The 21865-nt window shown below is 66.2% G+C and carries 26 protein-coding genes and 3 pseudogenes; 15 read left to right on the forward strand and 14 right to left on the reverse strand.

Annotated elements, in window-relative coordinates:
• Positions 1-120 precede the first annotated feature (120 nt).
• Positions 121-426: a hypothetical protein gene (locus tag ACZJYS_RS03940; RefSeq protein WP_493175942.1), complete on the reverse strand. Its 306-nt coding sequence runs from the start codon at positions 424-426 to the stop codon at positions 121-123.
• Positions 427-669: 243 nt separating this feature from the next.
• Between ACZJYS_RS03940 and ACZJYS_RS03945 the strand changes: the two genes are divergently transcribed.
• Complete coding sequence (locus ACZJYS_RS03945; RefSeq protein ID WP_493175944.1) at positions 670-1038, forward strand: DUF6481 family protein; 369 nt, start codon at positions 670-672, stop codon at positions 1036-1038.
• 54 nt (positions 1039-1092) lie between these two features.
• Here ACZJYS_RS03945 and ACZJYS_RS03950 read toward each other — a convergent pair whose 3' ends face one another.
• The 3 genes from ACZJYS_RS03950 to ACZJYS_RS03960 form a co-directional block, all read right to left on the reverse strand.
• A complete protein-coding gene (locus ACZJYS_RS03950) occupies positions 1093-1284 on the reverse strand; it encodes a hypothetical protein (RefSeq protein ID WP_146202024.1) in 192 nt (63 codons plus the stop codon).
• Positions 1285-1479: 195 nt separating this feature from the next.
• Positions 1480-1686, reverse strand: a complete 207-nt coding sequence (locus tag ACZJYS_RS03955) for a cold-shock protein (protein WP_109519260.1) — start codon at positions 1684-1686, stop codon at positions 1480-1482.
• 51 nt (positions 1687-1737) lie between these two features.
• On the reverse strand, positions 1738-2010 hold the full coding sequence (locus ACZJYS_RS03960) for a hypothetical protein (RefSeq protein WP_493175946.1): 273 nt from the start codon (positions 2008-2010) through the stop codon (positions 1738-1740).
• A gap of 120 nt (positions 2011-2130) precedes the next feature.
• On the opposite strand from ACZJYS_RS03960, the gene ACZJYS_RS03965 reads away from it, so the two are divergent.
• From ACZJYS_RS03965 to ACZJYS_RS03985, 5 genes and pseudogenes are all read left to right on the forward strand, one after another.
• Positions 2131-2385: a hypothetical protein gene (locus tag ACZJYS_RS03965; protein WP_181378338.1), complete on the forward strand. Its 255-nt coding sequence runs from the start codon at positions 2131-2133 to the stop codon at positions 2383-2385.
• Positions 2373-2759 (forward strand): hypothetical protein, encoded by a 387-nt coding sequence (locus ACZJYS_RS03970; protein WP_379649860.1) that lies wholly within the window; start codon positions 2373-2375, stop codon positions 2757-2759. The genes ACZJYS_RS03965 and ACZJYS_RS03970 overlap by 13 nt, the downstream gene beginning before the upstream one ends.
• A 10-nt stretch (positions 2760-2769) precedes the next feature.
• Positions 2770-3108, forward strand: a complete 339-nt coding sequence (locus ACZJYS_RS03975; protein ID WP_493175949.1) for a hypothetical protein — start codon at positions 2770-2772, stop codon at positions 3106-3108.
• A 116-nt stretch (positions 3109-3224) separates the two neighbouring features.
• The gene (locus ACZJYS_RS03980) at positions 3225-4451 is read left to right on the forward strand and encodes an MFS transporter (protein WP_493175951.1); all 1227 of its coding nucleotides are present in this window, start codon (positions 3225-3227) and stop codon (positions 4449-4451) included.
• 51 nt (positions 4452-4502) lie between these two features.
• Positions 4503-5000: pseudogene (locus ACZJYS_RS03985) on the forward strand (BrnA antitoxin family protein); the annotation flags it as partial.
• 167 nt (positions 5001-5167) lie between these two features.
• Here ACZJYS_RS03985 and ACZJYS_RS03990 read toward each other — a convergent pair.
• Both ACZJYS_RS03990 and ACZJYS_RS03995 read right to left on the reverse strand, forming a co-directional pair.
• Positions 5168-6076: a polysaccharide deacetylase family protein gene (locus tag ACZJYS_RS03990; RefSeq protein ID WP_379637295.1), complete on the reverse strand. Its 909-nt coding sequence runs from the start codon at positions 6074-6076 to the stop codon at positions 5168-5170.
• A 20-nt stretch (positions 6077-6096) separates the two neighbouring features.
• The gene (locus ACZJYS_RS03995; protein ID WP_109519255.1) at positions 6097-7119 is read right to left on the reverse strand and encodes a ketopantoate reductase family protein; all 1023 of its coding nucleotides are present in this window, start codon (positions 7117-7119) and stop codon (positions 6097-6099) included.
• 100 nt (positions 7120-7219) lie between these two features.
• On the opposite strand from ACZJYS_RS03995, the gene ACZJYS_RS04000 reads away from it, so the two are divergent.
• The 3 genes from ACZJYS_RS04000 (at position 7220) to ACZJYS_RS04010 (ending at position 9793) form a co-directional block, all read left to right on the forward strand.
• Positions 7220-7939 carry a GntR family transcriptional regulator gene (locus tag ACZJYS_RS04000; RefSeq protein WP_493175955.1) on the forward strand — a complete coding sequence of 240 codons (720 nt, stop codon included), beginning with the start codon at positions 7220-7222 and terminating at the stop codon, positions 7937-7939.
• On the forward strand, positions 7936-8694 hold the full coding sequence (locus ACZJYS_RS04005; protein WP_493175957.1) for an SDR family NAD(P)-dependent oxidoreductase: 759 nt from the start codon (positions 7936-7938) through the stop codon (positions 8692-8694). Before ACZJYS_RS04000 ends, ACZJYS_RS04005 begins: the two co-directional genes overlap by 4 nt.
• Before the next feature lie 79 nt (positions 8695-8773).
• Positions 8774-9793: a Bug family tripartite tricarboxylate transporter substrate binding protein gene (locus ACZJYS_RS04010; RefSeq protein WP_493175959.1), complete on the forward strand. Its 1020-nt coding sequence runs from the start codon at positions 8774-8776 to the stop codon at positions 9791-9793.
• 526 nt (positions 9794-10319) lie between these two features.
• On the opposite strand, the pseudogene ACZJYS_RS04015 reads toward ACZJYS_RS04010, so the two are convergent.
• The 3 genes and pseudogenes from ACZJYS_RS04015 to ACZJYS_RS04025 form a co-directional block, all read right to left on the reverse strand.
• Positions 10320-10761: pseudogene (locus ACZJYS_RS04015) on the reverse strand (transposase); the annotation flags it as partial.
• Positions 10762-10779: 18 nt separating this feature from the next.
• Positions 10780-10923 (reverse strand): hypothetical protein, encoded by a 144-nt coding sequence (locus ACZJYS_RS04020; protein ID WP_493175961.1) that lies wholly within the window; start codon positions 10921-10923, stop codon positions 10780-10782.
• Between the two features lie 151 nt (positions 10924-11074).
• A complete protein-coding gene (locus tag ACZJYS_RS04025) occupies positions 11075-11278 on the reverse strand; it encodes a cold-shock protein (RefSeq protein WP_109519250.1) in 204 nt (67 codons plus the stop codon).
• A 323-nt stretch (positions 11279-11601) separates the two neighbouring features.
• On the opposite strand from ACZJYS_RS04025, the gene hflX reads away from it, so the two are divergent.
• Entirely contained in the window at positions 11602-12945 is a 1344-nt protein-coding gene (hflX, locus tag ACZJYS_RS04030) for a GTPase HflX (protein WP_379649872.1), read from the forward strand.
• A 224-nt stretch (positions 12946-13169) separates the two neighbouring features.
• Here the strand turns inward: hflX and ACZJYS_RS04035 are convergent, their stop codons facing one another.
• On the reverse strand, positions 13170-13394 hold the full coding sequence (locus ACZJYS_RS04035; RefSeq protein WP_109519248.1) for a YMGG-like glycine zipper-containing protein: 225 nt from the start codon (positions 13392-13394) through the stop codon (positions 13170-13172).
• Between the two features lie 54 nt (positions 13395-13448).
• Entirely contained in the window at positions 13449-14312 is an 864-nt protein-coding gene (locus ACZJYS_RS04040) for a transposase (RefSeq protein WP_493175964.1), read from the reverse strand.
• Here ACZJYS_RS04040 and ACZJYS_RS04045 point away from each other — a divergent pair.
• Positions 14311-15084 (forward strand): annotated as a pseudogene (locus ACZJYS_RS04045) (LysR substrate-binding domain-containing protein). The gene ACZJYS_RS04040 and the pseudogene ACZJYS_RS04045 overlap by 2 nt on opposite strands.
• Before the next feature lie 387 nt (positions 15085-15471).
• Here the strand turns inward: ACZJYS_RS04045 and ACZJYS_RS04050 are convergent.
• The 3 genes from ACZJYS_RS04050 to ACZJYS_RS04060 form a co-directional block, all read right to left on the reverse strand.
• Positions 15472-15669, reverse strand: coding sequence for a hypothetical protein (locus ACZJYS_RS04050; protein ID WP_493175966.1), 198 nt, complete (start codon positions 15667-15669; stop codon positions 15472-15474).
• Between the two features lie 913 nt (positions 15670-16582).
• The gene (locus tag ACZJYS_RS04055) at positions 16583-16918 is read right to left on the reverse strand and encodes a hypothetical protein (RefSeq protein ID WP_493175968.1); all 336 of its coding nucleotides are present in this window, start codon (positions 16916-16918) and stop codon (positions 16583-16585) included.
• Between the two features lie 29 nt (positions 16919-16947).
• Positions 16948-17748: a FadR/GntR family transcriptional regulator gene (locus ACZJYS_RS04060; RefSeq protein ID WP_493175970.1), complete on the reverse strand. Its 801-nt coding sequence runs from the start codon at positions 17746-17748 to the stop codon at positions 16948-16950.
• A 100-nt stretch (positions 17749-17848) separates the two neighbouring features.
• Between ACZJYS_RS04060 and ACZJYS_RS04065 the strand changes: the two genes are divergently transcribed.
• From ACZJYS_RS04065 to ACZJYS_RS04080, 4 genes are read left to right on the forward strand one after another with little or no spacing between them, the layout of a single operon-like run.
• Positions 17849-18769 carry an NAD(P)-dependent oxidoreductase gene (locus tag ACZJYS_RS04065; RefSeq protein ID WP_109517188.1) on the forward strand — a complete coding sequence of 307 codons (921 nt, stop codon included), beginning with the start codon at positions 17849-17851 and terminating at the stop codon, positions 18767-18769.
• Positions 18770-18800: 31 nt separating this feature from the next.
• Positions 18801-19799, forward strand: a complete 999-nt coding sequence (locus ACZJYS_RS04070) for a TRAP transporter substrate-binding protein (protein WP_493175972.1) — start codon at positions 18801-18803, stop codon at positions 19797-19799.
• A 15-nt stretch (positions 19800-19814) separates the two neighbouring features.
• Complete coding sequence (locus ACZJYS_RS04075) at positions 19815-21098, forward strand: TRAP transporter large permease (protein ID WP_493175974.1); 1284 nt, start codon at positions 19815-19817, stop codon at positions 21096-21098.
• A gap of 1 nt (position 21099) precedes the next feature.
• Positions 21100-21627, forward strand: a complete 528-nt coding sequence (locus tag ACZJYS_RS04080) for a TRAP transporter small permease (protein WP_379649878.1) — start codon at positions 21100-21102, stop codon at positions 21625-21627.
• Positions 21628-21865: the final 238 nt, after the last annotated feature.

Raw genomic sequence — 21865 nt, forward strand, 5'->3', positions numbered from 1 at the left:
TAACGGCGAACCCTCAGTCAGCTATCAACAAAATCGGCCGGTTTGTGTGCTCGATAGGCTCTGCATGGGCCGGAACAAGGTGTGTGCTGTGGTAGCCACCCTGGCGGGGCGGTGCGATGGTTAACCCGCCTCCTGCGCCTTCCGCACCCCATCCAGCACCGCCTCGTGCGTCGCCAGGATCCGCCGCAACGTGGGTTTGCCTTTGTCGCTCGCTTCAGCGATGCCCTCGTGCATGTCCTCGATCCCCATCGTCATCTGCTCGGCCAAGCCCGAGAGTCTCTCCTGCAACTGCTCATCGTCGTCTTTGAGCTCGGCCGTCCAGATTGCCAAGACGCGGGAGAGTTCGGCGGCAGCGCGCTCGGGTGAAACACCCGCTTGCAACAGCTTGATGAGAGGAGCCAGGTCGGCAGCAGGGGAACGGGTCATGCGGGGGAAGATAGGGAGGCGGACTGTGGGCGGCTAGACCACGAGGGGTTGCCGGGTGGCAATCGCAGTGGGAGCAGCCATCACGGCCGTGGTGTCCTGCTGCACATGCGGCAAGACCATACCCTGATATCCTGACAGGCATTCTGTGGAACGGTTCGATCGAGGCCGGATGGACCCGCACGGATCACTGCTGGATCACAAAGATGATTAGGTGTTCTGGCCAATCGCGACTAGAATGGCAGTATGATCTCCCACAAAAGCGATGCTTTCGGCGAACGGCTGACAACAGCAGCCCGGGCGAAGGAGGCTATGCTGGAGCGCTTCCGGGCGCGTCCAGGACCAAACGATCCTGCGGTTGCCGCACAGGCGGCCGCACGCAAGGCCACCAGCGAAGCGCGCGACGCCAGGAATGCCGCTCGCAAGATCGCCTGTGATGCCGAGGCCGCGCGTCTCAAGTCTGAGGCGGCGGCAAAGGCTGAGGAGAAGCGGGCTTTGGCTGTTCAACAGGCTTTGGAAGCCGAGGCGGCGGCCAAGCACGCCGCTGAACTGCCGGCACAGCAGAAGGCGGCACGCGACGCGCGGTATGCAGCGCGGAAGGCTCGCCAACGTTGAGCGCCACACCATAAGCTTCAACAACAGAACAGCTTATGGTGTGAAGATCCGCGACTAGCGGCGCGCCTTGCCTTTCTGCAGCTCCCGCTCAACGGCACTCCGCTCTGTGGATCCAGCGCGACGCATGATTTCGCGGATAATGGCAGGTGATACCCGGTGCCGCTTCGCGAGGTACAGCACCTCGACCTCCTGATCAGCGTCAGCAACCGGACTGACGCTGTCGGTCTTCATGTTTTTGGATTGCACGGATTGTTCCTGTCGTGCTGCTTGCCCTGAAGCAAGGCCGGTCGGGATGATCGGCTATGACATGACGCGGATTCAGCATGATCGAGCCCGCATCAGAAAAAGCCTCGGATGGACAGGTCCATCCGAGGCTTCAGACCACCACAGCGGAGGCGCTGCGAAGGTTGTTCAGGGAGTGGCGCGGCGGCCACTCAACCTTCAGGCGTTGCGAAGATTGCCGGCCGAAACCTTGCCCTGCTGACCCTTCACCAACTCGAACTCCAGCCGGTCGCCTTCACGCGGCTCCTGCAGGCCGGAGCGCTGCACGTCGGAGATGTGCAGGAACACGTCCTTGGAGCCGTCTTCAGGCTGTATGAAGCCAAAGCCCTTGGTGCTGTTGAACCACTTTACGGTGCCGATCGGCATGAGAATATTCCCATCAAAACAGAAAACCACCGAGCACGATTGCGCGGCGGATCATCTTCGCTCTGAAACGGAAACAAGCTCAAAGCCCAAATGGTTGGACAGGAGGAGTAAACCGGAACAACGAAACTGACGCCACTTATCTAGAATGCCGTATGCTGTTTTACAAGATTGATTATGACGTGATCCCAAAAGGTTGAGCTTCTCTTTTTGCCCTGTTCTGATCTTTGCAGGTCGATCAAGGAGCAATACGGCCTCCCCACGGGCGCTGCCGCCCGCGACGCAGCAGGCCATCAGCCCAAGGCTTGGTTTGATGTGCCAGATCAAGCTTCTTCCATGCTACCTGCCATTGTCGGTCGAACGCCCTGAGGTGATATCTTGCATCAGCAGATGGCATGAGACCCCCAGGCACTGCTGGCAGCGGTGCCGCCGATAGGATTAGTTACCATGAGCGATGCGAAGTTTGAGGTCGGCCAGGCCGTAGCCTTTGGTCGAGGCACCGGGGACGCCCACATTCCAGCCGGTGATTTTACCATCACCCGGGTTATGCCGCAGGAGGGCGGCTTCCGGTCCTACAGGGTTCGCGGCAAGGACGGTGTGGAGCGCGTCATGCAAGAGAGCCAGCTGCGGCCCGCATCAGGTTCTGGTGCATCTCAGACGGGGCAGCGGCGGGCGGAGAAAACCGAGGTGTGGCCAACCTGAGCACCGTGAGTACGAGCAAGAAAAGCCCGCTGATCGGCTGGCTTTTCCATCGTCCTGCGCCAGGGATTTGCCCAGATCTCGTCTTCAATAGCCCGCAAGCCGTCTCCTTCAGCCGCGCCACCAATCGCTCAGCCGCCAAACTGGCCGTGAGCCACATGACGTACGACCTGGATGCGGCAATTCCTGATGAACAGCCGGCCAAGGCCGGCTTGGCGAAGGGCTTCGAGGTCAACCTCGACTACACGGCCGAGCCACCCTTCGCAGACATCGCCCAGGCCATTCAAGCCAACCTCGCTTTGATCGGCATCGGTCTGTGCATGAACCCGGGGGGGCAGCCGGCAAGTCGTCAGCCGGACACGCGCCCGGCAGCATGACCTCGCCCAGGTGCAGTGGGGCAGCGACTACTTCGACCCCAACACCAATGCCGAGGCCTTCCTGATCAACACCGACAACTCCGATGATGCCCGGAACAGAACTTCGGCCTGGCGCGCCAACTGGAGCATCCCGGAGATCAGCGCTCGTACCCTGGCTGCCCGCAAGGAGCCTGACGCCGCCAAGCGTGCCGCAATGTATGAGGCGCTACAGCGGGAAGGGCAGCAGACCAGTCCGTTCGTCATGCTGTTCCAGCTGATCGAGAACTCCGTCACCCACGCCGCAGTCACCTGCCTCGACACCGGGCCGATGTGTGGTCGGTACCGCTACGCCGGTATCACAAAGGTGTAGCGGCCAGAACCTCACCAGAACGTCGAGCATGTGGCACTGACGTGCTGTGCCTGGTCTGATGACAAGGATGTTGCCATCAGACCGTTCGCACAAGGTCGGGGGAAAAGGGTGCCAAGATGTCTGATGCCGCAGCCGCGCCGTCGCGCGGCGTGCCGTTGCTGACTGTTTTTGCCGAGCCCGATTTCCGTCGCCTCTGGATCGTCGGGCTGGTGATCTTCGGCGTCCGCTGGATCGAAACCATCGCAGTCGGTGTCTTTGTCTACCAGGAGCGCGGCTCGGCCCTGCTGGTCGCCACCATGATGCTGCTGCGGCTGGTGCCGATGGCGCTGCTCGGTGCCTTTCTCGGCGCCTGGGCGGAGCGGATGGAGCGGCGCACTGCGCTGCTGCTGATCGTGCTCGCCTCCTTCGCCACGTCCCTGGCGCTGGGGCTGCTGGCGATAGCGGAGGCGCTGCAGGTATGGCACCTCGCGGTGGCCAGCCTCATCAACGGCGTCAGCTGGGCGGCGGACAACCCGGTGCGCCGCATGATGCTCGGGCAGGTGGTCGGTGCCGAGCGGATGAGCATCGCCATGTCGGTGGATGTGGGCACCAACAATGCCAGCCGCATGCTGGGCCCAACGCTGGGCGGGGTGCTGCTGGCCACGACCGGCATCCAGGGCCCCTTTCTGCTCAGCGCGCTGTTCTATCTCGTGGCGATCGGCGCGACGCTGCGCCTGACCTACCGCAACGAGGCGCAGGCGCCCTCCGGCGAGGGCGTGCTGGGCCGGGTTGCCGCCGGCGTCAGGCTGGTGCTGGACGACCGCCGGCTGACCGCCATCATGATCATTACGCTGATCTACAACATCTTCGCCTGGCCGACGACAAGCATGGTGCCCGTGATCGGGCAGGACCGGCTGCTGCTCGGCGCGGAGGGCGTCGGCTTCCTGGCCAGCATGGACGGCGTCGGCGCCTTCTTCGGTGCGCTTCTTATTGCCTGGCTGGCGCGGCCGGACCGCTATGGCCGCCTTTATGTCGGCGGCGTCGCCTCCTATTGCGCGCTGATGGCGCTCTTCGCGCTGCTGCCGCATGTCCTGCCCTCCGGAGTGGCGCTGCTGCTGGCGGGGCTGGGCGGCTCGGGCTTCAGCATCATGCAGACCACGCTGGTGTTTCTCGCCACGCCGCCGGAGATGCGCAGCCGCGTGCTCGGCCTGCTTTCCGTCTGCATCGGCGTCGGGCCGGTCGGCTTCATCCATCTTGGCCTGCTGGCGGATGCGATCGGCGCGCACTACGCCGTGGCGCTTTCCGCCGCCGAGGGCCTGCTGGCACTCTGGCTGACGCGCCGCTGGTGGCGAAGCATTTCCTAGTGCTGGTTTGAGAATGCTGGTGTTGCGGCTGATGCCGGCAACCCGGAATGGACCGAGCAGGACCTTGCCGCCGCTCGACCTGCCGCAGAGGTGTTGCCTGCCGCATTCCTCGCCGAGCGGAAGGCGAGGGGCCTCCAGAAGGCGCCGGCCAAAGAGATGGCCTCCCCGCGGCCAGACCGTGATGTGCTTGATGCTCTCCGTGCGTCCGGACCCGGATGGCAGAGCCGCGCGAACGCGGCTCTGCGGAAAGCTTCGAACTGGCTTCGTGACGGACGGGGAGGGGCCTTCCCGACCCAATCCGCTCAATGCCCGCCGAACTGGTTCCCGGCCAGAGGCGTCCCGGTTTGCAGGCTCATGCGCACCAGATCGCTGGCAGGCATCTGCGCCAGACGGCTGGCCGTGCCCTACGCCGCGTGCGGGGCCTGCATCCCACCGGGAACCTCGCTTGCCGGCTGGGCAGCCATGGTGCCGACAGCCTTACCCGCTGCACCGCCGGTCATGCCCATCACCTGGGCGACCGAACAAAGGAAAGGCTGCCAAGATGCCTGACGCTGCAGCCGCCGTGCCTGCCTCCGGTGCGGCAAGGCACCAGATCGACCGCTGCGGCGTCGAGAGCAGCCAAAGGCTTGGCAGGAAACGATGGGCCATTGATGTGGCCCCGGTCCGGCCTGCATCGGCATGATCAAATCCGGGACGGTTCCGTTGGTGCGCGGCGATCACACGGCGTTCTGCTTGCACCAGGCGGCCACCTCGGCATGGGTCGCAAACCAGCAATCCCCCTTTGCTTTGGCGGCTGCAATGACCTTTTCCAGGACAGGCATGCGGCTGCGGTGGCCGATGTGGTGCGGGTGCATGGTGAGCAGATAGAGGCCGCCCTCGGCATAAGCCCCCTCCAGCTCCGCCAGGAAGACCTCGGCGACGGCCGAAGGCGGCGTGTAGGGGCGCAGCCCGCCGAAGCGGTTCATGTTGAAGTAGACGGCATCGTCACGGATCCACTCCGGCGGCAACTCCACGATGCCGGTGGGCTCGCCATTCGCTGTCAGCTCGTAGGGATCGTCATCGGCCATCAGCGAGCTGTCGTAGAGCAGGCCCATCTCGCGGATGATGTCGAGGGTGCGTGGCGAGAAGTCCCAGCTCGCCGTGCGCATGCCGACGGGCCGCTGGCCGGTGACGCGCTCCAGGGCATCGGCGGCACGGAAGGCGAGGTCGCGCTCGACCTCGTAGGGCAGAGCCGTGTTCCGCTCATGGATCCAGGAGTGGATGCCGATCTCGTGCCCATCCCCGGCCACGCCGCGCGCCTCCTCCGGGTGCAGCATGGCGGAGACGGCGGGATAGAAGAAGGTCGCCTTGACGTTCTCCCGCGCCAGCAGGCTGCGAATGCGCGGCATCGCGGCACGCGCGCCGTACTGGCCCTGGCTGATACGCATCGGGCTTTCATCCGCGTCGCGCAGCGGGATGGTTTCATGGTCGGCGTCGAAGGAGAGGGCGACGGCGCAGCGTGCGCCATTCGGCCAGGCACGCGGCCGCAGGTTGCGGCCGGCGCGCGCGCGCTCCACCACGCCGCGCCAGACATGCTCCGGCCAGTCCCAGGGTGCGCCGGCGGGATGGTGCTGCGGTTCGGTCATCGTCGTCGTTCCTCCGGGCTTCAGTGCTGCGCGGCGACCCGGGCCAGCGCGTCGGCGGCCTCCGGGCCGATGGCGCGCTCTCCGCGCTCGATCTCGCCGATCAGGCGGACCAGCGCATCGGCGATGGGGGTGGCGAGGCCATGGCGTCGCGCGGCGGCACGCACCGGCGCCAGCTGTGCCGCCACGTCGGTCTGCCGCTTGCGGATGGCGAGGTCACGCCAGATCCCGCTGCGCGGCTTGGCGGAGCCGCGGTTGAAGGTCTCCATCCGCTGCATGCAGGCGGCGATGGCCGCCTCGTCCCGCCGCAGGAAGGCGATCGGGTCGAAGCCATCGAAGCCCAGCGGGGTCACGCCCTCCGCCGCGGCCACGGCCAGGATCTCCTGCACCAGGCGGCGGATGAGAAGCTGACGCTCCGGCGCGGCGATGAAATCGGCGATGGTGTCGTTGGTCAGCGCCGAGGCCTTGAGGATGGCGCCATAGCCCGCCTTGCCCCAGAGATAGCCGAAGACGTTGCCGCTCAGCACCGCGTCCTCGTCGAACTCCCGCAGCAGGGCGTGCAGGGCCTCCAGCCGAGGAGTCCGCGCCCCGTCCAGCTCGCCCACCACCACGGCGCCACGCTTGGCATAGGCCAGGTGGCCGGGCGCCAGATAGTCGGCGTAGAAGTTCACGAAGGCGCCGATCGTGCGTTCCCGTCCGACGATCTCGGCGATGGTCAGCTCGTTGAGGCCGTTCTGGCAGGACACCACCGCCCCGTCCTCGGCGAGGTGCGGGGCGAGAGCCCGGGTTGCGGCTTCCGTGTGGTGGGCCTTGACGGCGAGAATGACCAGCCGGTGCCGGCCCCGCACATCCTGGGGCAGAACGGCGGGGCCGCCGGTCATGAAATCGGCGACTGGCCCCTCGATGTGCAGCCTTCCCTCGCGGATCGCGGCCACATGCTCCGGCACCACGTCCACGAAGAGCACTTCATGCCCGGCACGGCGCAGGAAGGCGCCGATCGTGCCGCCGATCGCCCCTGCGCCCCAGATCACCACGGGTTCCGCCATCGGTCATTTCCTCCACCACTCAGGCTCCCAGTCATCGGGGAGAGCGGAAGGCAGGTCAAGAACTTGACTGTTTGTCATACAATAATTCATCCTGTCCCGGATGGAACCCGTCAACGACAGCATGTCCTTCCAGGTGGCCGCACAGGTCGTCACCCTTCGCTCGGTGCTCAGTGACACCTTGCGCGCCGCCATTGTCTCCGGCCGCTTCGCGCCGGGGCAGAAGCTGGTGGAACGTGAGCTCTGCGCCCTGACAGGGGCGAGCCGCACCTCGGTCCGCGAGGCCCTGCGGCAGCTGGAGGCCGAAGGGCTGGTGACCTTGCGCCCGCATCGTGGCCCCTCTGTCGCGGCAGTGACGGCGGAGGATGCGCGCCACCTCTACGGTGTACGCGGCGTGCTGGTCGGCTACGCCGCCCGGCTCTGCGCGGAGGCCCGACCGGCGGCGGCGCTCGCCGCCATCGCCGCCGCGACGGTGGCCCTGGAGCAGGGCGCGGAAGCGCAGGACCATCGCGCCATCGTCCGCGCCGGCGATGCTTTCCACGCGGCCATCGGCGAGGGCAGCGGCAATCCGGTGCTGCAGCAGATGCTGGTCTCGGTGCACAACCGGCTGGTGCTACTGCGCAACCTGTCGATGGCGATGCCGCACCGGGTGCGGGAGGGGCTGGCGGCCTACGCCGCCATCCGGGACGCCATTGCCGGTGGTCGCGCAGCCGAGGCGGAAGCGCTCTGCGCCGCCCATAACGACGCCGGGGCGGAACTGGCGCTGCGGATCCTGGACCAGGCGGAAGCGAAGAACACCAAGCGGGAGAAACGGGCGGGATGACACTGGATTTCAGCGGCAAGGTTGTGGCGGTCACCGGGGCGGCGATGGGCTTCGGCCGCGCCATCGCCAGAAGCTTCGCCGAACGTGGCGCGGAGGTTCACGCAACCGACCTGGATACGGCGGGCCTCCAGCAGACCGCCGCAGGCACGACGATCCGAACGGCCCCGGCCGACCTGACCGACCGGGCCGCCGCGGCCAGCTGGATCGCGCAGGTGGAGCAGTCGGCGGGGCGTGCCATCGACGTTCTGGTCAACAACGCCGGCGGCATGATGGGCCAGCATCACCGCCCGGTGGAGGCGGTGCCGGACGAGGACTGGGATGCCATCATGGCCCTCAATCTCGGTGCCACCTTTGCCACCATCCGCGCCGCTGCCCCGGGCATGAAGCGGGCCGGCGGCGGGCGCATCGTGAACATCAGCTCCGGCGCCGCCTTCCGGCCCTCCCGCACCCGCATCCAGGCCTACTGCACCGCCAAGCACGCGGTCCTGGGATTGACGCGGCAGATGGCCATGGAACTCGGCCCCTACGGCATCACGGTGAACAGCGTGGCGCCCGGCCTGGTGCTGACCGACGCCGGCAAGCTGCACAGCTGGGAGACGCAGGGGGAAGAGCGGCGCGCCGCCGCCCTCTCCGGCATCGCGCTCGGCCGTCTCGGCGAGGCGCAGGACATCGCCGACGCGACGATGTTCTTCGCCTCGGACCTCGCGAAGTTCGTCACCGGGCAGCTCCTGCCCGTCAATGGCGGATCATTCTGACCACCGGCCTGACCACTGGCCGGCGGAACAGCCGGCGGATACGCCCGAAACGCTGCGAACCACGCAGGAGCGAAGAGACATGACCCAGATGAAAAGCGGCCACCCGATGCTTGCGGTACAGCGGCGCGGCCTGATGGCGCTGACAGGTGCCGCATTGATGGCGCCGGCCGTGCTGCGCGCGCAGACCGGCGGCAACTGGCCGAGCAGGCCGATCACCCTGATTGTTCCCTTCGGGCCCGGAGGCGGCACCGACATCACCGTGCGCCTGCTGGCGCCGAAGCTGAGCGAGTTGCTGGGGCAGAACGTCATCGTCGAGAACAAGCCGGGAGCGGGCAGCGTCCTCGGCACCGATTTCGTCGCCAAGGCACGGCCGGACGGCTACACCTTCGTGCTGGCCACGCTCTCCTCCACCGGCGTGGCGGCGGGGCTGTACCGGAACCTGCCCTACGACCCGGTGAAGGACCTGACGGCGATCGCGCCCACCAACTTCATTCCCATCTGCCACAGCGTCGTCACCAAGGGGCTTGTGGTGCGCGATACGGCGGATTGGATCGCGCAGCTGAAGGCCAATCCCAACAAATACTCCTATGGCAGTAGCGGCATCGGATCGACCGGGCACCTGGCCTCGGCCAATTTCCTGCAGCGCATTGGTGCCGAGGCTGTGCATGTGCCCTATCGTGGCGCCGGGCAGGTCTTTACCGCGTTGCTCTCCGGCGAGATCCAGTTCAACAGCGACATCCCCAGCCTGATGCTGCCCTACAACCGCGATGGCCAGATGAAGACGCTGTTCGTGGCGACGGACGAACGCTCCAGCATCATGCCGGATGTGCCGACTGCCGCGGAAGTTGGCCTGCCCGGCTACAAGGCCTACTCCTGGTACGGCATTTTCGGACCTGCCGGCCTGCCCAGGCCCATCGTCGAGCGCATGGCGGCGGCGGTGGATGCTGCGCTCGGGGATGCCACGATCGGGCGGCGACTGGAGGAGATGGGTACACCGATGATGCGTGGCTATACGCCAGAACGCTTCGCGCAATATGTGAAGGACGAGGTCGACCTCTGGGTGCCTATCGTTAAAGCTTCCGGGGCTTCGGTCAACTAATCCTGCCTGAGCGCCGCGGGGCTGAGGCCGGTCTCTCAACCTGCTGGATGCCACAGCAGGCAGTGACGATGCCAAGGCCCTCGGCCATAGCGCGAACTCGACAGCCGATGCTGTAGCCTCCGGCGGCAGATGAGACTTCGAACTGTCTGCTGCTGCGCGGTATCCGAGAACAGGAACGTGCTTCAGTTCATGACGCTCCGACGCTGACGAGCTTCGGGGGACTGGCTGGATGCGGCCGGTGACGTTCCTCGCGTGGGCTGTGAGCCTATAAGGGCGCAGCTCATGTGGTGAGCCAGGCGAGGCCAAAAGTTGTAGGCGAGATCGGCAATACCGGTCCTCACCCACGCCCTGGCCGATGATGCTCATGCACAGCCTGGCGTGGCTCCTGTTTCAACCGGGCACGGCGCATAGCCACGATCGCCCAGGCTCGTGCCGATGCCGAACAACCCGATGCATGTCTTGCCCCGTGCGCTCATGGCGTCGTCGGCTGGCTGTTGCCGCAATCTGGGGCTTGAGCATAGTCTGATCAGTCTGGTTCATATCCTGCGGCGGTGAAGTGGCTGGCACATTCCTGGGGCGGGAACTGCGGGAGCGCATCTCGGATCATGTCCCAGAGCGCGCCGATGGTGCGGGCGGCAGGAACCGCAGTGTCGCGCCCGCAGCCTGGATGGCTTCCCGGACCGCAGCGCCCCCTGTGGGCGGCCAAGTTGTCGAGGATGACGATGTCACCGGGGCGCAGGGTGGATGTCAGGATCTGCCGGGCATGGGCGGTGAACCATTCGCCTGTCATCGCGCCGTCCAGCACCATCGGCGCGGTCAGGCCAGGCAAGCGCAGCGGTGAAGGTGGTCGTCTTCCAGTAACCGTGAGGCACGGGTGCCCGGCAGCGGGCGCCACGTTTGGAGCGGCCATGGAGCCGCGCCATCTTGGCCGGGGCGCTGGTCTCATCAATGAAGACCAGCCGCCCGGGAATCCCTGTCCGACCCGGTCAGGTCAGATCATGCTCTGCCCTCAACGCCGCCGGCGGCGGCCTGCTGGGTGCTTCTTCCCTGCCTTGAACTGCGTCTTCATCGGGTATGCCGATGTTCAAAAGGCGCTGCTCCTCGCCGATAAAGGCAGAGAATTGGCGCATGATCGCTGCTGGGGAAGGTCCAGAGACACAAATCTGCCGAATCCAAAAAACAGAAAAGCCCCGGTCGGGGATCCGACCGGGGCTCGAGGCCCATCAAAGCGCAGGCGCTGCGATGGCTATAGGGGGAGCGGCAAGACTGCCGCTCCTGCCTTCAGGCCTGGCGAAGATTGCCGGCCGAGAGCTTGCCCTGCTGGCCACGCTGAACATCGTACTCGAGCTTGTCGCCCTCACGCACGTCCATGCCAGCGCGCTGCACGTCGGAGATGTGCAGGAAGACATCGTTCGAGCCGTCCTCGGGCTGAATGAAGCCGTAGCCCTTGGTGCTGTTGAACCACTTAACGGTGCCGATAGACATGAGGATATTTCCGATCAAAACGGAAAGCCGCCGAGCAGTATTGCGCGACGGATCATCTTCAATTTGAAACGGAAACAAGCTCATAACCCAAATCAATGGGCAGGACCAGCAAACCGGAACAACGAAACTGACAAATCCTATGTAGAGGATGGTCTTCCGTTTTACAAGTATTATTTTGCGTGCTGTGACAAGGATAAGCTTATCATTTTATCAGGCCTGATCCCTCCTGATTGGCGTCGCTGCGGCGGGCCGCGGCACAAGGCGGACTTCGCACCGTTCCTGGACGTCGAGGATGCGGCCCGATCCATGCTACTGAAGTGCCCATGGAGACCACACCCCCTATCCCCTGCGCCATCCTTGTCGGCATTCAGACCCCGGAGGTCGATGACATCGCGCACCAGGCCAGCCTTGAGGAGCTCGGACGTCTGGTGAAGACGCTGGGCTACAAGGTGGTCGGCACGGTGTCCCAGCGCCGCGAGGGCACCGGCGCCAGTGCCTTGCTGGGCAGCGGCAAGCTGGCGGAACTGGCGGCGCTGACCGGCGGCCCCGGTGTGGTCGCGTCGATGGCGGGCGCCCCAAAATCCAAGGCGTCGCGACGGTCCGAAAACGCAGCTGAAAATGCCGAGCCCGAGCTGGGAGCCAGCAACAAGCCGGAGTTCGTCATCGTCGACCATGAACTCTCGCCCAGCCAGATCCGCAACCTGGAGCGTGCCACCGGCGCCGAGGTGTTGGACCGCACCGGCGTCATCGTTGAGATCTTCCACCGCCATGCCAATACACGTGAGGCGAAGCTGCAGGTGGAGATGGCGCGCCTGAAATATGTCGCGCCCCGCCTGCGGGAATCCTCGGGGGGCGGCGAGCGGCGGCAGGGGCCGGGCGCGGGCGAGAGCACCCTTGATCTTGACCGCCGCAAGATCCGAGACCGGCTGGCGGAGCTGAAGGATCAGCTGGAAGCGGTGCAGCGTGACAGCGACCATCGCCGCTCCGCCCGGCGCGACCAGCTGCGCGTGGCGCTGGTCGGCTACACCAATGCGGGCAAGTCCTCGCTGATGCGGGCGCTGACCGGTAGCGAGGTGCTGGTGGAGGACAAGCTGTTCGCCACCCTGGACACCACCATCCGCATCCTGCAGCCGGAAACCCGGCCCCGCGTGCTCGTTTCCGACACGGTGGGCTTCATCAAGCAATTGCCGCATGACTTGGTCGCCTCGTTCCGCTCCACCCTGACGGAAGCTCTGGAGGCTTCGCTGCTGCTCTTCGTGGTCGATGCGTCGGACCCGACCTATGAGGCGCAGCTGGAGGTCACCCGCAGCGTGCTGCGTGAGATCGGCGCGGAGACCGTGCCGTCCCGGCTGGTGCTGAACAAGATGGATCGCGTGGACAATGTCAGGCGCGCCGCCCTGGCCGAGAAACATCCCGATGCGGTCCTGCTCTCTGCCCACAGGCCCGAGGATGTCAGTGCGCTGCGGGACATCATCATCGCCTTCTTTGAGGCGGCTATGGTGGAGGATGTGCTGGTGCTGCCCTATGCCACCCAGGGCCTGATCGGCGAGGTCTATGACAGCGTGCGGGTCTTGTCCGAAGAATATGACGAAGCCGGCCGGGTGCTGAAGGTGCGCGGTCTGCCTGGCGCGCTGGCACGGCTGCGGCGGAGCTTGGCCACGCCCTGAGCCTGGAAGCCTTTAGCCAAGTGAGCCTGCGTCACTGCAGATGGTGATCTTCCCCTGATTTGATGGGCAAGAATCAGGCGGCAGCGTTCTCCATCTGCTCGTGGGTTCTGTAGCCCAGGTTCTGATAGGCGCTGTAACTCAGGCTTCCGGCACAGCAATGCGCTGTTAGTTTGCCGATCCTGAAAGAGGGGAGCATTTCTGCTCCCCTTATCTGCGGCCAGTGATCAGTATCGGTTTCTAGGCGCAGTAAGCGCACCACCTGCTGCGCCAAGACCGCCACCAACAAGTGCGCCTGTGCCTGCGCTGCCGCCGGTTAGAGCTCCAACACCAGCGCCGGCACCCGCTCCCAGCAATCCGCCAGACACAGCACGTCCACCAGGGCTATCACCACACGCTGCCAGCCCGAACACCAATACGCCAACACCCGCAAGCTTGATGACGCTGCGCATTGTGCTGATCCTCCCTTGTTGTGTGTCAGCACAGCGATAACAGCGCCCCTTCAGCTAGGTTGCTGGGACAATGCCAAAAAATGACACCTCAGCCCCCTCCCTGGGCTTTAAGTGAACGCACGGACCAGTGAGCAGCGGCAAGATCACCAAATTGAATGCGGTTGGACACTCCGAAGAATTCATCAGTGCGCCCGATCGGAGGCAATCTCGGGCGCGGAGCCAAGTCAGGCGGCTGACGCTGTGGATGAGATTGGCCATGCCGGTCTTCACCCGCACCCGGGCGATGCCGATGGTGCGGACGAAGAGCGCCATGCGGTGCTTCTGCGCGGCGAAGACATGCTCGATGCCGGAGCGGATCCAGGCGCGCGACGCATTGGCTTTCGCCAGCCGCTCGGAGAGTGAACGCCGCAGGGGATGGCGGAACTGGATGCGTTCACGCAGCCGACGGCGTTCCAGGGTCTCCAGATTGCGCCTCGCCCGGTAGGCGGTGTCCGCCCAGACGTGGCTGGCGGCGTTCTCAGGATCAAGCACGCCAGCAAAGCTGTGACGGTCATGTTGAGCCGCATCGATCACCGTCCAGCAGCGGATCGGGCCATGCCGCCGGTCGATGCCGATATGGCTCTTGTACCCGAAAACAGGCGCCGCGATCTGGATGGTTTGGCGCGGCGCACCCTCGGGTCCTGGCGTGGTGGGGATTGTCAGGAATTTTGCGTGAGGCGGGGCGTAGTAGGGGAGAAGGAGACCTCCTATGGCCTGACGGAAAGAGCCTCGGACCCCGGATGCGCTCCTGGACCAGTTGCTGGCTGGTGCTGATGCCGGGACACCTTTGAGCAGGGCGGCCTGACCAGCCCCCATCAACTGGTCCGGGCAAGATTTTAGTGGAGCATGGTCAGAGGCGCCGGCGCTGAGCCATGCCATGCGGACCCTGGAGGGCAGGCTGGACATCCGCCTGCTGGACCGCACCACCCGCTCACTCTCGCCGACTTCTGCGGGTGAGCAACTCCTGCTGCGGCTGCGCCCGGCCCTGGCCTCCGTGGAGGACATGCTGGCCGAGCTGGACCAGGCGCGCGACCGGCCGATGGGTCGGGTCCGCATCAATGCGCATCGGCCAGCGGCCGTGCATGTGGTCCTGCCCCGCCTGGCGACGCTGGCGCAGCGCTACCCGGAGGTGACGGTGGAACTGGTCATCAACGACGGGCTCGTCGACATCGTGGCCGAGCGGTTCGATTGCGGCGTGCGGCACGCGGGCGGGCTATAGGGCGACATGATCTCGGTGCGGATCAGCGAGCCCATGGAACTCGTTTTCGCGGCGGCACCAGCCTATCTTGCCTCGCACGGTGTGCCTGCAACGCCGGATGACCTCGGCGCACATCGCTGCATCAGTTACCGCCACACTTCGTCGGGGGCGCTCCACCGCTGGGATTTCGTGCGCGACGGCGAGATGTTCGGGCGTGCGGTCCCCGAGACCTTCATTACCAACGATGTCGACCTGATGCGCGACGCCGCACTGTCCGGGCTTGGAATCGTATGTCTGCTGCGTCTCCAGGCTGCCCCGTATCTCGCCGCCGGGCCGCTGGCTCAGGTGCTACCGGGATGGGCAGCGGTATTGGCGGCCAACCACCTCTATTACCCAGGCCGCCGCCAGCCGAGCGTTGCATTCCGTGCCTTCCTGGAGGTCATGCAGGCCTGACCGCGAAGCCCCGAGATCTGGGCGGGTTCCAGCAGCCGTGGCAGAAACCGTCACCTCGGTCCGTCGAAGCGGAGTGCGCCATGTCCGCCTACCGGAAGGGCGGCGCATGCAGCCTGCGACCGGGATGGGCGCATAGCGACCAATCACGGCACGTGTCGGCCGGCAGCCCAACGGGCACTCTGCCCCAAACCTAGCCGAATCTTGCCTGATGAGGTCCTGCGCTGCCAATTTCCCTCTAGCAGGAATGTATTAATTATGAGAATAGGATCGAAATAATATCCACCGCAACTGGCGGCCTGCCCCCGATCCCAGCAGGCCGCCACCTTTTTCCGCCGGCTTATCGGGCATGTGTTGGTTCTGCCATGAAGCGGCGGGCGGGCCTGCCAGTCAGTCCAGAAAGTGCGGATCGTGCCTGAGGCGCTGCGCGCGGCTGCGACGGATCACCGGCACCGGATGGCGGGCGAACACAGCGCGCAATTCAGCAGCGATCCTCTGCATCCACGCCGTGATCTCGGGTGGGATGCCGCTTGTTCCGCAGGACCAGCGCCTGACGGTGATCTGCTCCACCCCCAGGACACGAGCCACCTCTGCCGGCTTCCAGTGGAGATCGGCTAGGTACTGCCGGAACTCTGCAGGCATCAGACGAGATGTACAGCCGGCCGCGCGCTATAGCGTTGCGCAGCCACCAGAGGCGGTTTACCGATCATCCAAAAAATAAGATTAATATTTTAATAACGAACCGTTGAAGCCTGGCGACACAACTCTGGATTGCGCGTCACCAGCTCTGCCTTGAGTATTGTGACGGCGCCGAACCGGCGCAGCGATCCAGCGAATGCCAGGACGTCATGCTTCCATGCCGTATTCACTCTATGAAATACGCCCTTGTCCCAATGGCTTGATGGACGAAGCCTGGCACGGCAGCCCATTCCAGGGCCCCTGCTGGGTCATCACGACATCTCCCACGCGTGCCCGCTTCTGGGCCGCAGGCGCTTTCACGAAGTCTCTGGCTGAACCAGCCGGTGCGGCAACACCCTCGCCCTGGCTGCGGCCCTCCCTGGTCAGCGTCTACGAGCGAGAGCGATGCGCGGCAGCAGATCCCCGGCAGGAGGGTATTGTCCTGGTGCAGGATCGGACCGGCTCTGAAGTGCTGCACTCTTCGATGAGTGCCAGCTCTTGGGTCGTCCAAGCAGCCTCTTCTGCGCAAGCCGGTCGCGACAGGCAGGCCAGTTTGTGCCTGGTGATCTCGCAGACCCTGGCTTTGACAGGAGCAGCTCCTCCAGCGCGACGCCCGCACCCCTTCAAGGCATACAGTGACCGCCAGACCGGCCTTCGTATCACCCTGGCGGGCTGCGATCTGTTCGTCTGAAATCCACCCCGCCGGAGTGCTCCCCCTGCAATTACCCAGGCCTCCTGGCCTCTCTTCCTGCAGGCCAGTTCGCAATGACCATCAGGCTGGAGAGCGGCTGCCCTTCGCTGCCCCTTTGAATCTGGGAGGCGTTTAATGGGCGAACGACATTTCGCACCCACCGATGCGCCAGGGCGTTGAGGGCCTGCACACGGCGCTTCCAGGCCTCGCGCCAGGCGCGCTGGGCGCGCGGCGCTCTTCCTGTGCTGCCTGCACGGCCTCCGGCGGCGGCAGTACCGCCTCCAGCAGCTCCAGCACCACCACGCCACGCTGGACGTCGTAGCGGTGCTCCAGGTACCCGGCCGCGCGCAGCTGGTGGTCGGCGTGCTGGATTGCGCGACGCGTGCAGCCGAGCTGGGTGGCCGGCGAGGCAGTCAGGGTGACCAGGCGCCCGGCCTGGTCAGCCAGCGAGCGCACCAGCAGCAGCACCGGGAGCGCGCAGCCGCGCAGATGGGTTATCAGATATCAGCCAAATCGGCGCGGGCCACCAAACGGGCTGCGGCGGCCGTGAAATGGCGCCGCGCACTGCTGCGTGCGGCTTCCGCATCACCGGCGGCGATGGCGGCATGAACCGCAATGTGCTCGGCCAGGACCGCGCCGCCAAGCTCCACCGCCATGGCGTTCTTCACCACCACGGAGGACAGGTGCATGCTTATCTGCACCGACATCATCTCGAGGAACACCCGGACGTGCTCGTTCCCTGCCGCTGAGGCAATGGCAGCGTAGAAAGCATTCTCCGCCGCAACCCAGTCGGCGGCGCCGTCCCGACCACGCGCATCGGCGGCGACCAGGTTTGCGAGTTCCGCCTCCATCGCTTGCAGGTCGGCGGGGCGCCGGTGCAGCGCGGCGAGGGCAGCGGCATCGGCCTCCAGCCCGGTGCGCATCTCCAGCAGCTTCGCCAGTTCCTGCCGCTTGGCGAAGCAGGCCGGCGAGATACGGAAAACGCCGGCACGGGCCGGATCGGCGACAAAGGCGCCGCGTCCCTGCTGCTTCTCGACAAGCCCTTCCTGCTGCAGACGGGAGATCGCCTCGCGCACCACAGGGCGGCTGACGCCGAACTCGCTGGCGAGCTGCTGCTCGCCCGGCAGGCGATCCCCGGGCCCCAGGCGTCCGGCGCGGATCGCCTGTGTCAGTTCACCGGCCACGGCCTCCGGTAGGGTCGGGCCACGGCGGCGCAGAGACGGGAAGGAGGTTCGGGTCACGTAGTATCCCATGCGATGGAGGATCTGGCGGCCCGATGCCATCAAGGCGTCGCGCATCGCAAATCCACTTGTAAGACATCTTACGGTGTGCTGACGTCCACGCCAAGCACGACTGTTCCGGGCTTCAGGAGCAGAGCAGGGGAGGGTGACGGCAGGCATGTCCGACGACGCGCGCAGCATCGGCTTCATTGGACTGGGCGGCATGGGCGGCGGCCTGGTCCGCAACCTGCTGCGGAAAGGCCGCCAAGTCATGGTGGCCGACCGGCGCGAGGAAGCCGTGGCGCAACATGTGGCGCTCGGGGCGACTGCGGCCCCCTCGCTGGCCGCGATGGCCACCGCAGCCGACATCCTCGCCATCTGCGTCAACACTGCCGAGGATGTGGAGGCGCTGTCGCTCGGCCCTGACGGGCTGCTGGCGGCGATGCGCCCCGGCAGCATCCTGCTGGACCACACCACCACCAACCCGGAGGCGGTGCGGCGGATGAGCGAGGCGGCCGCCGGGCGCGGCATCGCCTATGCCGAGGCGCCGATGACCCGCACCCCTGTCCATGCCGAGCAGGGCTGCGTCAACGTGCTGTTCGGCGGCGAGGCGGCGCTGCTGGACTCGCTGCGGCCGGTCTTCGCGCTTTACGCCGAGAACGTGTTCCATATCGGCCCCGTCGGCCACGCCATCCGTCTGAAGCTGATCCACAACTACGTGGCCTTCGCCAATGTCGCCGCCTGGTGCGAGGGCTTTGCGCTGGCCGCCAAGGATGGATTGGATCTGGGGCGCGCGGTCGAGATCATCTCCGCCGCCGGCGGCCGCAGCGGCATGCTCGACCTCTACGGCCGCAAGACCCTGTCGCGCGACTTCGACCCCGGCATCAGCATCGCACTGGCCCGGAAGGACGTGAAGTACTACGCGCGCTGGCTGGAGAGCGCCGGCCTCCCGGGCTTCATGGCGGACAGCATCCATCAGACCTACGCGATGGCCGAGGCGCTGGGCTTCTCCGAGGAAAACTGCGCGGCCGTCATCAAGGCTTACGAACATTTCACCGGCATCGAGGCGACGCTGCCGGATGGCGCGAAAGCCGGCTGAGACCGGCCGCATCGAAGGGGAGTCCAAGGCAATGAACACCAACCGTCGCGCGCTGCTGCTGGGCAGCGCGGTGCTGGCCGCACCGGCCCTGCTTGGCCGCTCGGCCGCCGCCACCACCACGCTGAAGCTGGCGCACCTCGCCGCCGACAGCCATCCCGGCCACAAGGCGGCGCTGCAGATGAAGGAGGCGGTCGAGCGCCGCTCCGACGGCGCCCTGAAGATCGACATCTTCCCGTCGAACCAGCTTGGCGCGCCGCCCGAGCAGCTCGAGCAGACCAAGCTGGGCGTCATCGACATGAACCTGCCCACGCAGGGGGCGCTCGACAAGTACGAGAAGGCCTTCGCAACCGTGATGGCGCCCTTCATCTTCCGTGATCCGGCGCACGCCTTTGCCGTGCTGGATGGCGCTTTCGCGGAGTGGAGCGCGCCACTGCTGGAGAAGCAGGGCCTGGTGCAGCTCGCCACCTGGGACTATGGCTTCCGCAACATCACCAACTCGCGCCGGCCGATCCTGACGCCGGACGACGTCAAGGGACTGCGCATCCGCACGCCGCCCGAGGTGCAACTGGTCGCCTGCATCGAGGCGCTGGGCGGCCGCGCCACGCAGATCGCTTTCACCGAGCTTCCCAGCGCGCTGAACCAGGGCGTGGTGGACGGGCAGGAGAACCCGGTCGGCGTCATCTGGCACATGAAGCTGCACGAGACGCAGCCGCATCTGGCGCTGACGCGGCACTGCTACAACAGCCTGGTGCATGTGATGAACCGCGGCCGCTGGCAGAAGCTCGACAAGAAGCAACAGGAGCTTCTGCGCGAGGAAAGCACCAACGCCGCGGCGCTGATGCGCCGCCTGGTGGCGGAGCAGGAGACGGAGGAGCTGCGCAAGCTGGAGGCGGCCGGCGTCAGGATCACCCGGCCCGAGCTGGAGCCGTTCCGCGCCGCGATGGGCCCGGCCTATGACCGCGTCGCCGCCTATGCGGGCCGCGCCAACATGGACCGGATGCTGAAGATCGTGCAGAGCGCCAGGGCCTGAGGCAGGGGCGCCGCCATGACCGCCTTCCTCATCCTCGGTGCCGTGGTGGCGCTGATCGCGCTGGGCCTGCCTGTGGCGGTCGCCATCGGCGGCACCGGCATCGTCCTCTACCTGTTGGCCGATCAGGCCATGGTGCTGCCGATGCTGCCGCAGCGCATGTACGCGGCCGGCACCAGCTTCACCCTGCTCGCCATCCCCTTCTTCGTCATGGCGGGCACCATCATGAACACCGCCGGCATCACCGACCGGCTGTTCCGGCTGGCCAGCGTGATGGTCGGGCGGATGCGGGGCGGGCTTGGCCAGGTGAACGTGCTGGCCAGCCTGCTCTTCTCCGGCATGTCCGGCGCCGCGGTGGCCGATTCCGCAGGCCTCGGCCAGGTCGAGATCCGTGCCATGCAGAAGAGCGGCTACGGCCTCGGCTTCTCGGCCGCCGTCACCGCCGCCTCCTCCACCATCGGGCCCATCTTCCCGCCCAGCGTGCCCTTCGTCATCTATGGCGGCATCACCGGGGTCTCGGTGGTGCAGTTGTTCCTGGCGGGCGTCGTGCCGGGTCTGCTGATGACGGCGGTGATGATGGTCGCCGTCGCCGTCACCGCGCGGCTGCGCAACTACCCGCATGAGGCACGGCCGACCCTGCGGGAGGCAACCGTCGCGGTGCTGGGCGGCGTGCTGCCGCTCGGTGCTCCGGCGCTGCTGATCGGCGGCCTGCTCGGCGGCCTGTTCACGCCGACCGAGGCCGGCGTGGTCGCCTGCGCCTATGCATTGTTCCTCGGCATGGTGGTGTACCGGGAGATCACCTGGCGCCACCTCCCGGGCATCCTGTGGTCCACCGCGCGCTCCACGGCCGTCATCATGTTCGTCATCGCGGCCTCCGGCTTCTTCGGCTGGATGCTGACGCACCAGCGGGTGCCGGACGCGCTGGTCTCCGGCCTGCTCTCCGTGGCCGATGGCCCCATGGCGGCCACCATGCTGATGCTGGCAGTGCTGCTCGTGCTCGGCATGTTCATCGAGGGCGTGGCCATCATCGTCATCACCACGCCCTTGTTCATGCCGGTGGTGCAGCATTTCGGCATCGACCCGCTGCAGTTCGGCGTCATGCTGGTACTGACGACGGCGATCGGCCTGCTGACGCCACCTGTCGGCATGGTGCTGTTCGCCATCTGCACCGTCTGCCGTGTCCGCATGGGGGAGCTGGTGGCGGAGCTCTGGCCTTACCTGCTGGGAATCCTTGTCGTGACCCTGCTGGTCGCTTTCATCCCCGCGGTCTCTACCCTGCTGCCGCATTACTGGGCCCGCTGACATGGAACAGCTCAAGACGATCGACCGCGGCATCGGCTTCGCGCTGCGCTTCCTGGCTGCGGGGGCGCTGGCGCTGCTCATGCTGCTCGTCGCGGCGAACATCCTTGGCCGCGCCGCCGGCATGGCCGAGATCGCCTGGGTGGGGGAGGGGGTGGAGTTCCTCTTCGCCTGGATGGTCTTCCTGGGCGCCGCCGAGCTGTGGCGGGAGGGGGGGCACTTCGCCGTCGACGTGCTGCTGCAGGCATTGCCGCAAGGCCTCGCTCGCCGGGTGCTGCGCCTGCTCGTCACGCTGTGCTGCCTGGCCTTCGCGCTGATCCTGGGCTGGTACGGCCTGAACCTGGCGCTGGATGCCAGTGCCACCTCGCCGATTCTCGAGCTGCCGGTCGCTGCCTGGTACGCTGCCATCCCTGTCAGCGCCGCGCTGATGACGCTGGCCTCCCTGCGCGATCTCGTCCTGCTGGTCATCGAGCCTGCGGCCGAGGGGCACCCTGCCGACGTTCCTGTTCAGGAGACGGCTTCGAAATGCTGATCGACCATCGGACCTGCATCTGCCGCCCTGGCGCCACCCGCAGGCATCTTGCCTTCCACGGAAAGCGGGGCTGAAGGGTGGCAGCGCCGCTGCCCCGGAGAGCCGCTGGCATACGACCGGGACCAGCCCGGGACCAGCAATGTGAAGAGCTGCGCCCACATCCGGGCTTATGAGGACGCCGCCGACCGGGCAACGGAACGCCGATCATCCGGCGCCGGCTGGTCCACCCACCGCCGGG

The sequence above is a fragment of the Roseomonas sp. TS2 genome (assembly GCF_058833935.1).

What these genes read in the sequence shown, in the direction of transcription:
- hflX (WP_379649872.1), top strand. Translation starts at nt 11,602, where the DNA reads ATGGAGACCACACCCCCTATCCCCTGCGCCATCCTTGTCGGCATTCAG.
- ACZJYS_RS04040 (WP_493175964.1), bottom strand. Translation starts at nt 14,312, where the DNA reads ATGGCATGGCTCAGCGCCGGCGCCTCTGACCATGCTCCACTAAAATCT.
- ACZJYS_RS04025 (WP_109519250.1), bottom strand. Translation starts at nt 11,278, where the DNA reads ATGTCTATCGGCACCGTTAAGTGGTTCAACAGCACCAAGGGCTACGGC.
- ACZJYS_RS03965 (WP_181378338.1), top strand. Translation starts at nt 2,131, where the DNA reads ATGAGCGATGCGAAGTTTGAGGTCGGCCAGGCCGTAGCCTTTGGTCGA.
- ACZJYS_RS03945 (WP_493175944.1), top strand. Translation starts at nt 670, where the DNA reads ATGATCTCCCACAAAAGCGATGCTTTCGGCGAACGGCTGACAACAGCA.
- ACZJYS_RS04020 (WP_493175961.1), bottom strand. Translation starts at nt 10,923, where the DNA reads ATGCGCCAATTCTCTGCCTTTATCGGCGAGGAGCAGCGCCTTTTGAAC.
- ACZJYS_RS04005 (WP_493175957.1), top strand. Translation starts at nt 7,936, where the DNA reads ATGACACTGGATTTCAGCGGCAAGGTTGTGGCGGTCACCGGGGCGGCG.
- ACZJYS_RS04070 (WP_493175972.1), top strand. Translation starts at nt 18,801, where the DNA reads ATGAACACCAACCGTCGCGCGCTGCTGCTGGGCAGCGCGGTGCTGGCC.
- ACZJYS_RS04065 (WP_109517188.1), top strand. Translation starts at nt 17,849, where the DNA reads ATGTCCGACGACGCGCGCAGCATCGGCTTCATTGGACTGGGCGGCATG.
- ACZJYS_RS03955 (WP_109519260.1), bottom strand. Translation starts at nt 1,686, where the DNA reads ATGCCGATCGGCACCGTAAAGTGGTTCAACAGCACCAAGGGCTTTGGC.
- ACZJYS_RS04080 (WP_379649878.1), top strand. Translation starts at nt 21,100, where the DNA reads ATGGAACAGCTCAAGACGATCGACCGCGGCATCGGCTTCGCGCTGCGC.
- ACZJYS_RS04060 (WP_493175970.1), bottom strand. Translation starts at nt 17,748, where the DNA reads ATGCGCGACGCCTTGATGGCATCGGGCCGCCAGATCCTCCATCGCATG.
- ACZJYS_RS03980 (WP_493175951.1), top strand. Translation starts at nt 3,225, where the DNA reads ATGTCTGATGCCGCAGCCGCGCCGTCGCGCGGCGTGCCGTTGCTGACT.
- ACZJYS_RS04000 (WP_493175955.1), top strand. Translation starts at nt 7,220, where the DNA reads ATGGAACCCGTCAACGACAGCATGTCCTTCCAGGTGGCCGCACAGGTC.
- ACZJYS_RS03990 (WP_379637295.1), bottom strand. Translation starts at nt 6,076, where the DNA reads ATGACCGAACCGCAGCACCATCCCGCCGGCGCACCCTGGGACTGGCCG.
- ACZJYS_RS03940 (WP_493175942.1), bottom strand. Translation starts at nt 426, where the DNA reads ATGACCCGTTCCCCTGCTGCCGACCTGGCTCCTCTCATCAAGCTGTTG.
- ACZJYS_RS04010 (WP_493175959.1), top strand. Translation starts at nt 8,774, where the DNA reads ATGACCCAGATGAAAAGCGGCCACCCGATGCTTGCGGTACAGCGGCGC.
- ACZJYS_RS04075 (WP_493175974.1), top strand. Translation starts at nt 19,815, where the DNA reads ATGACCGCCTTCCTCATCCTCGGTGCCGTGGTGGCGCTGATCGCGCTG.
- ACZJYS_RS03995 (WP_109519255.1), bottom strand. Translation starts at nt 7,119, where the DNA reads ATGGCGGAACCCGTGGTGATCTGGGGCGCAGGGGCGATCGGCGGCACG.
- ACZJYS_RS04035 (WP_109519248.1), bottom strand. Translation starts at nt 13,394, where the DNA reads ATGCGCAGCGTCATCAAGCTTGCGGGTGTTGGCGTATTGGTGTTCGGG.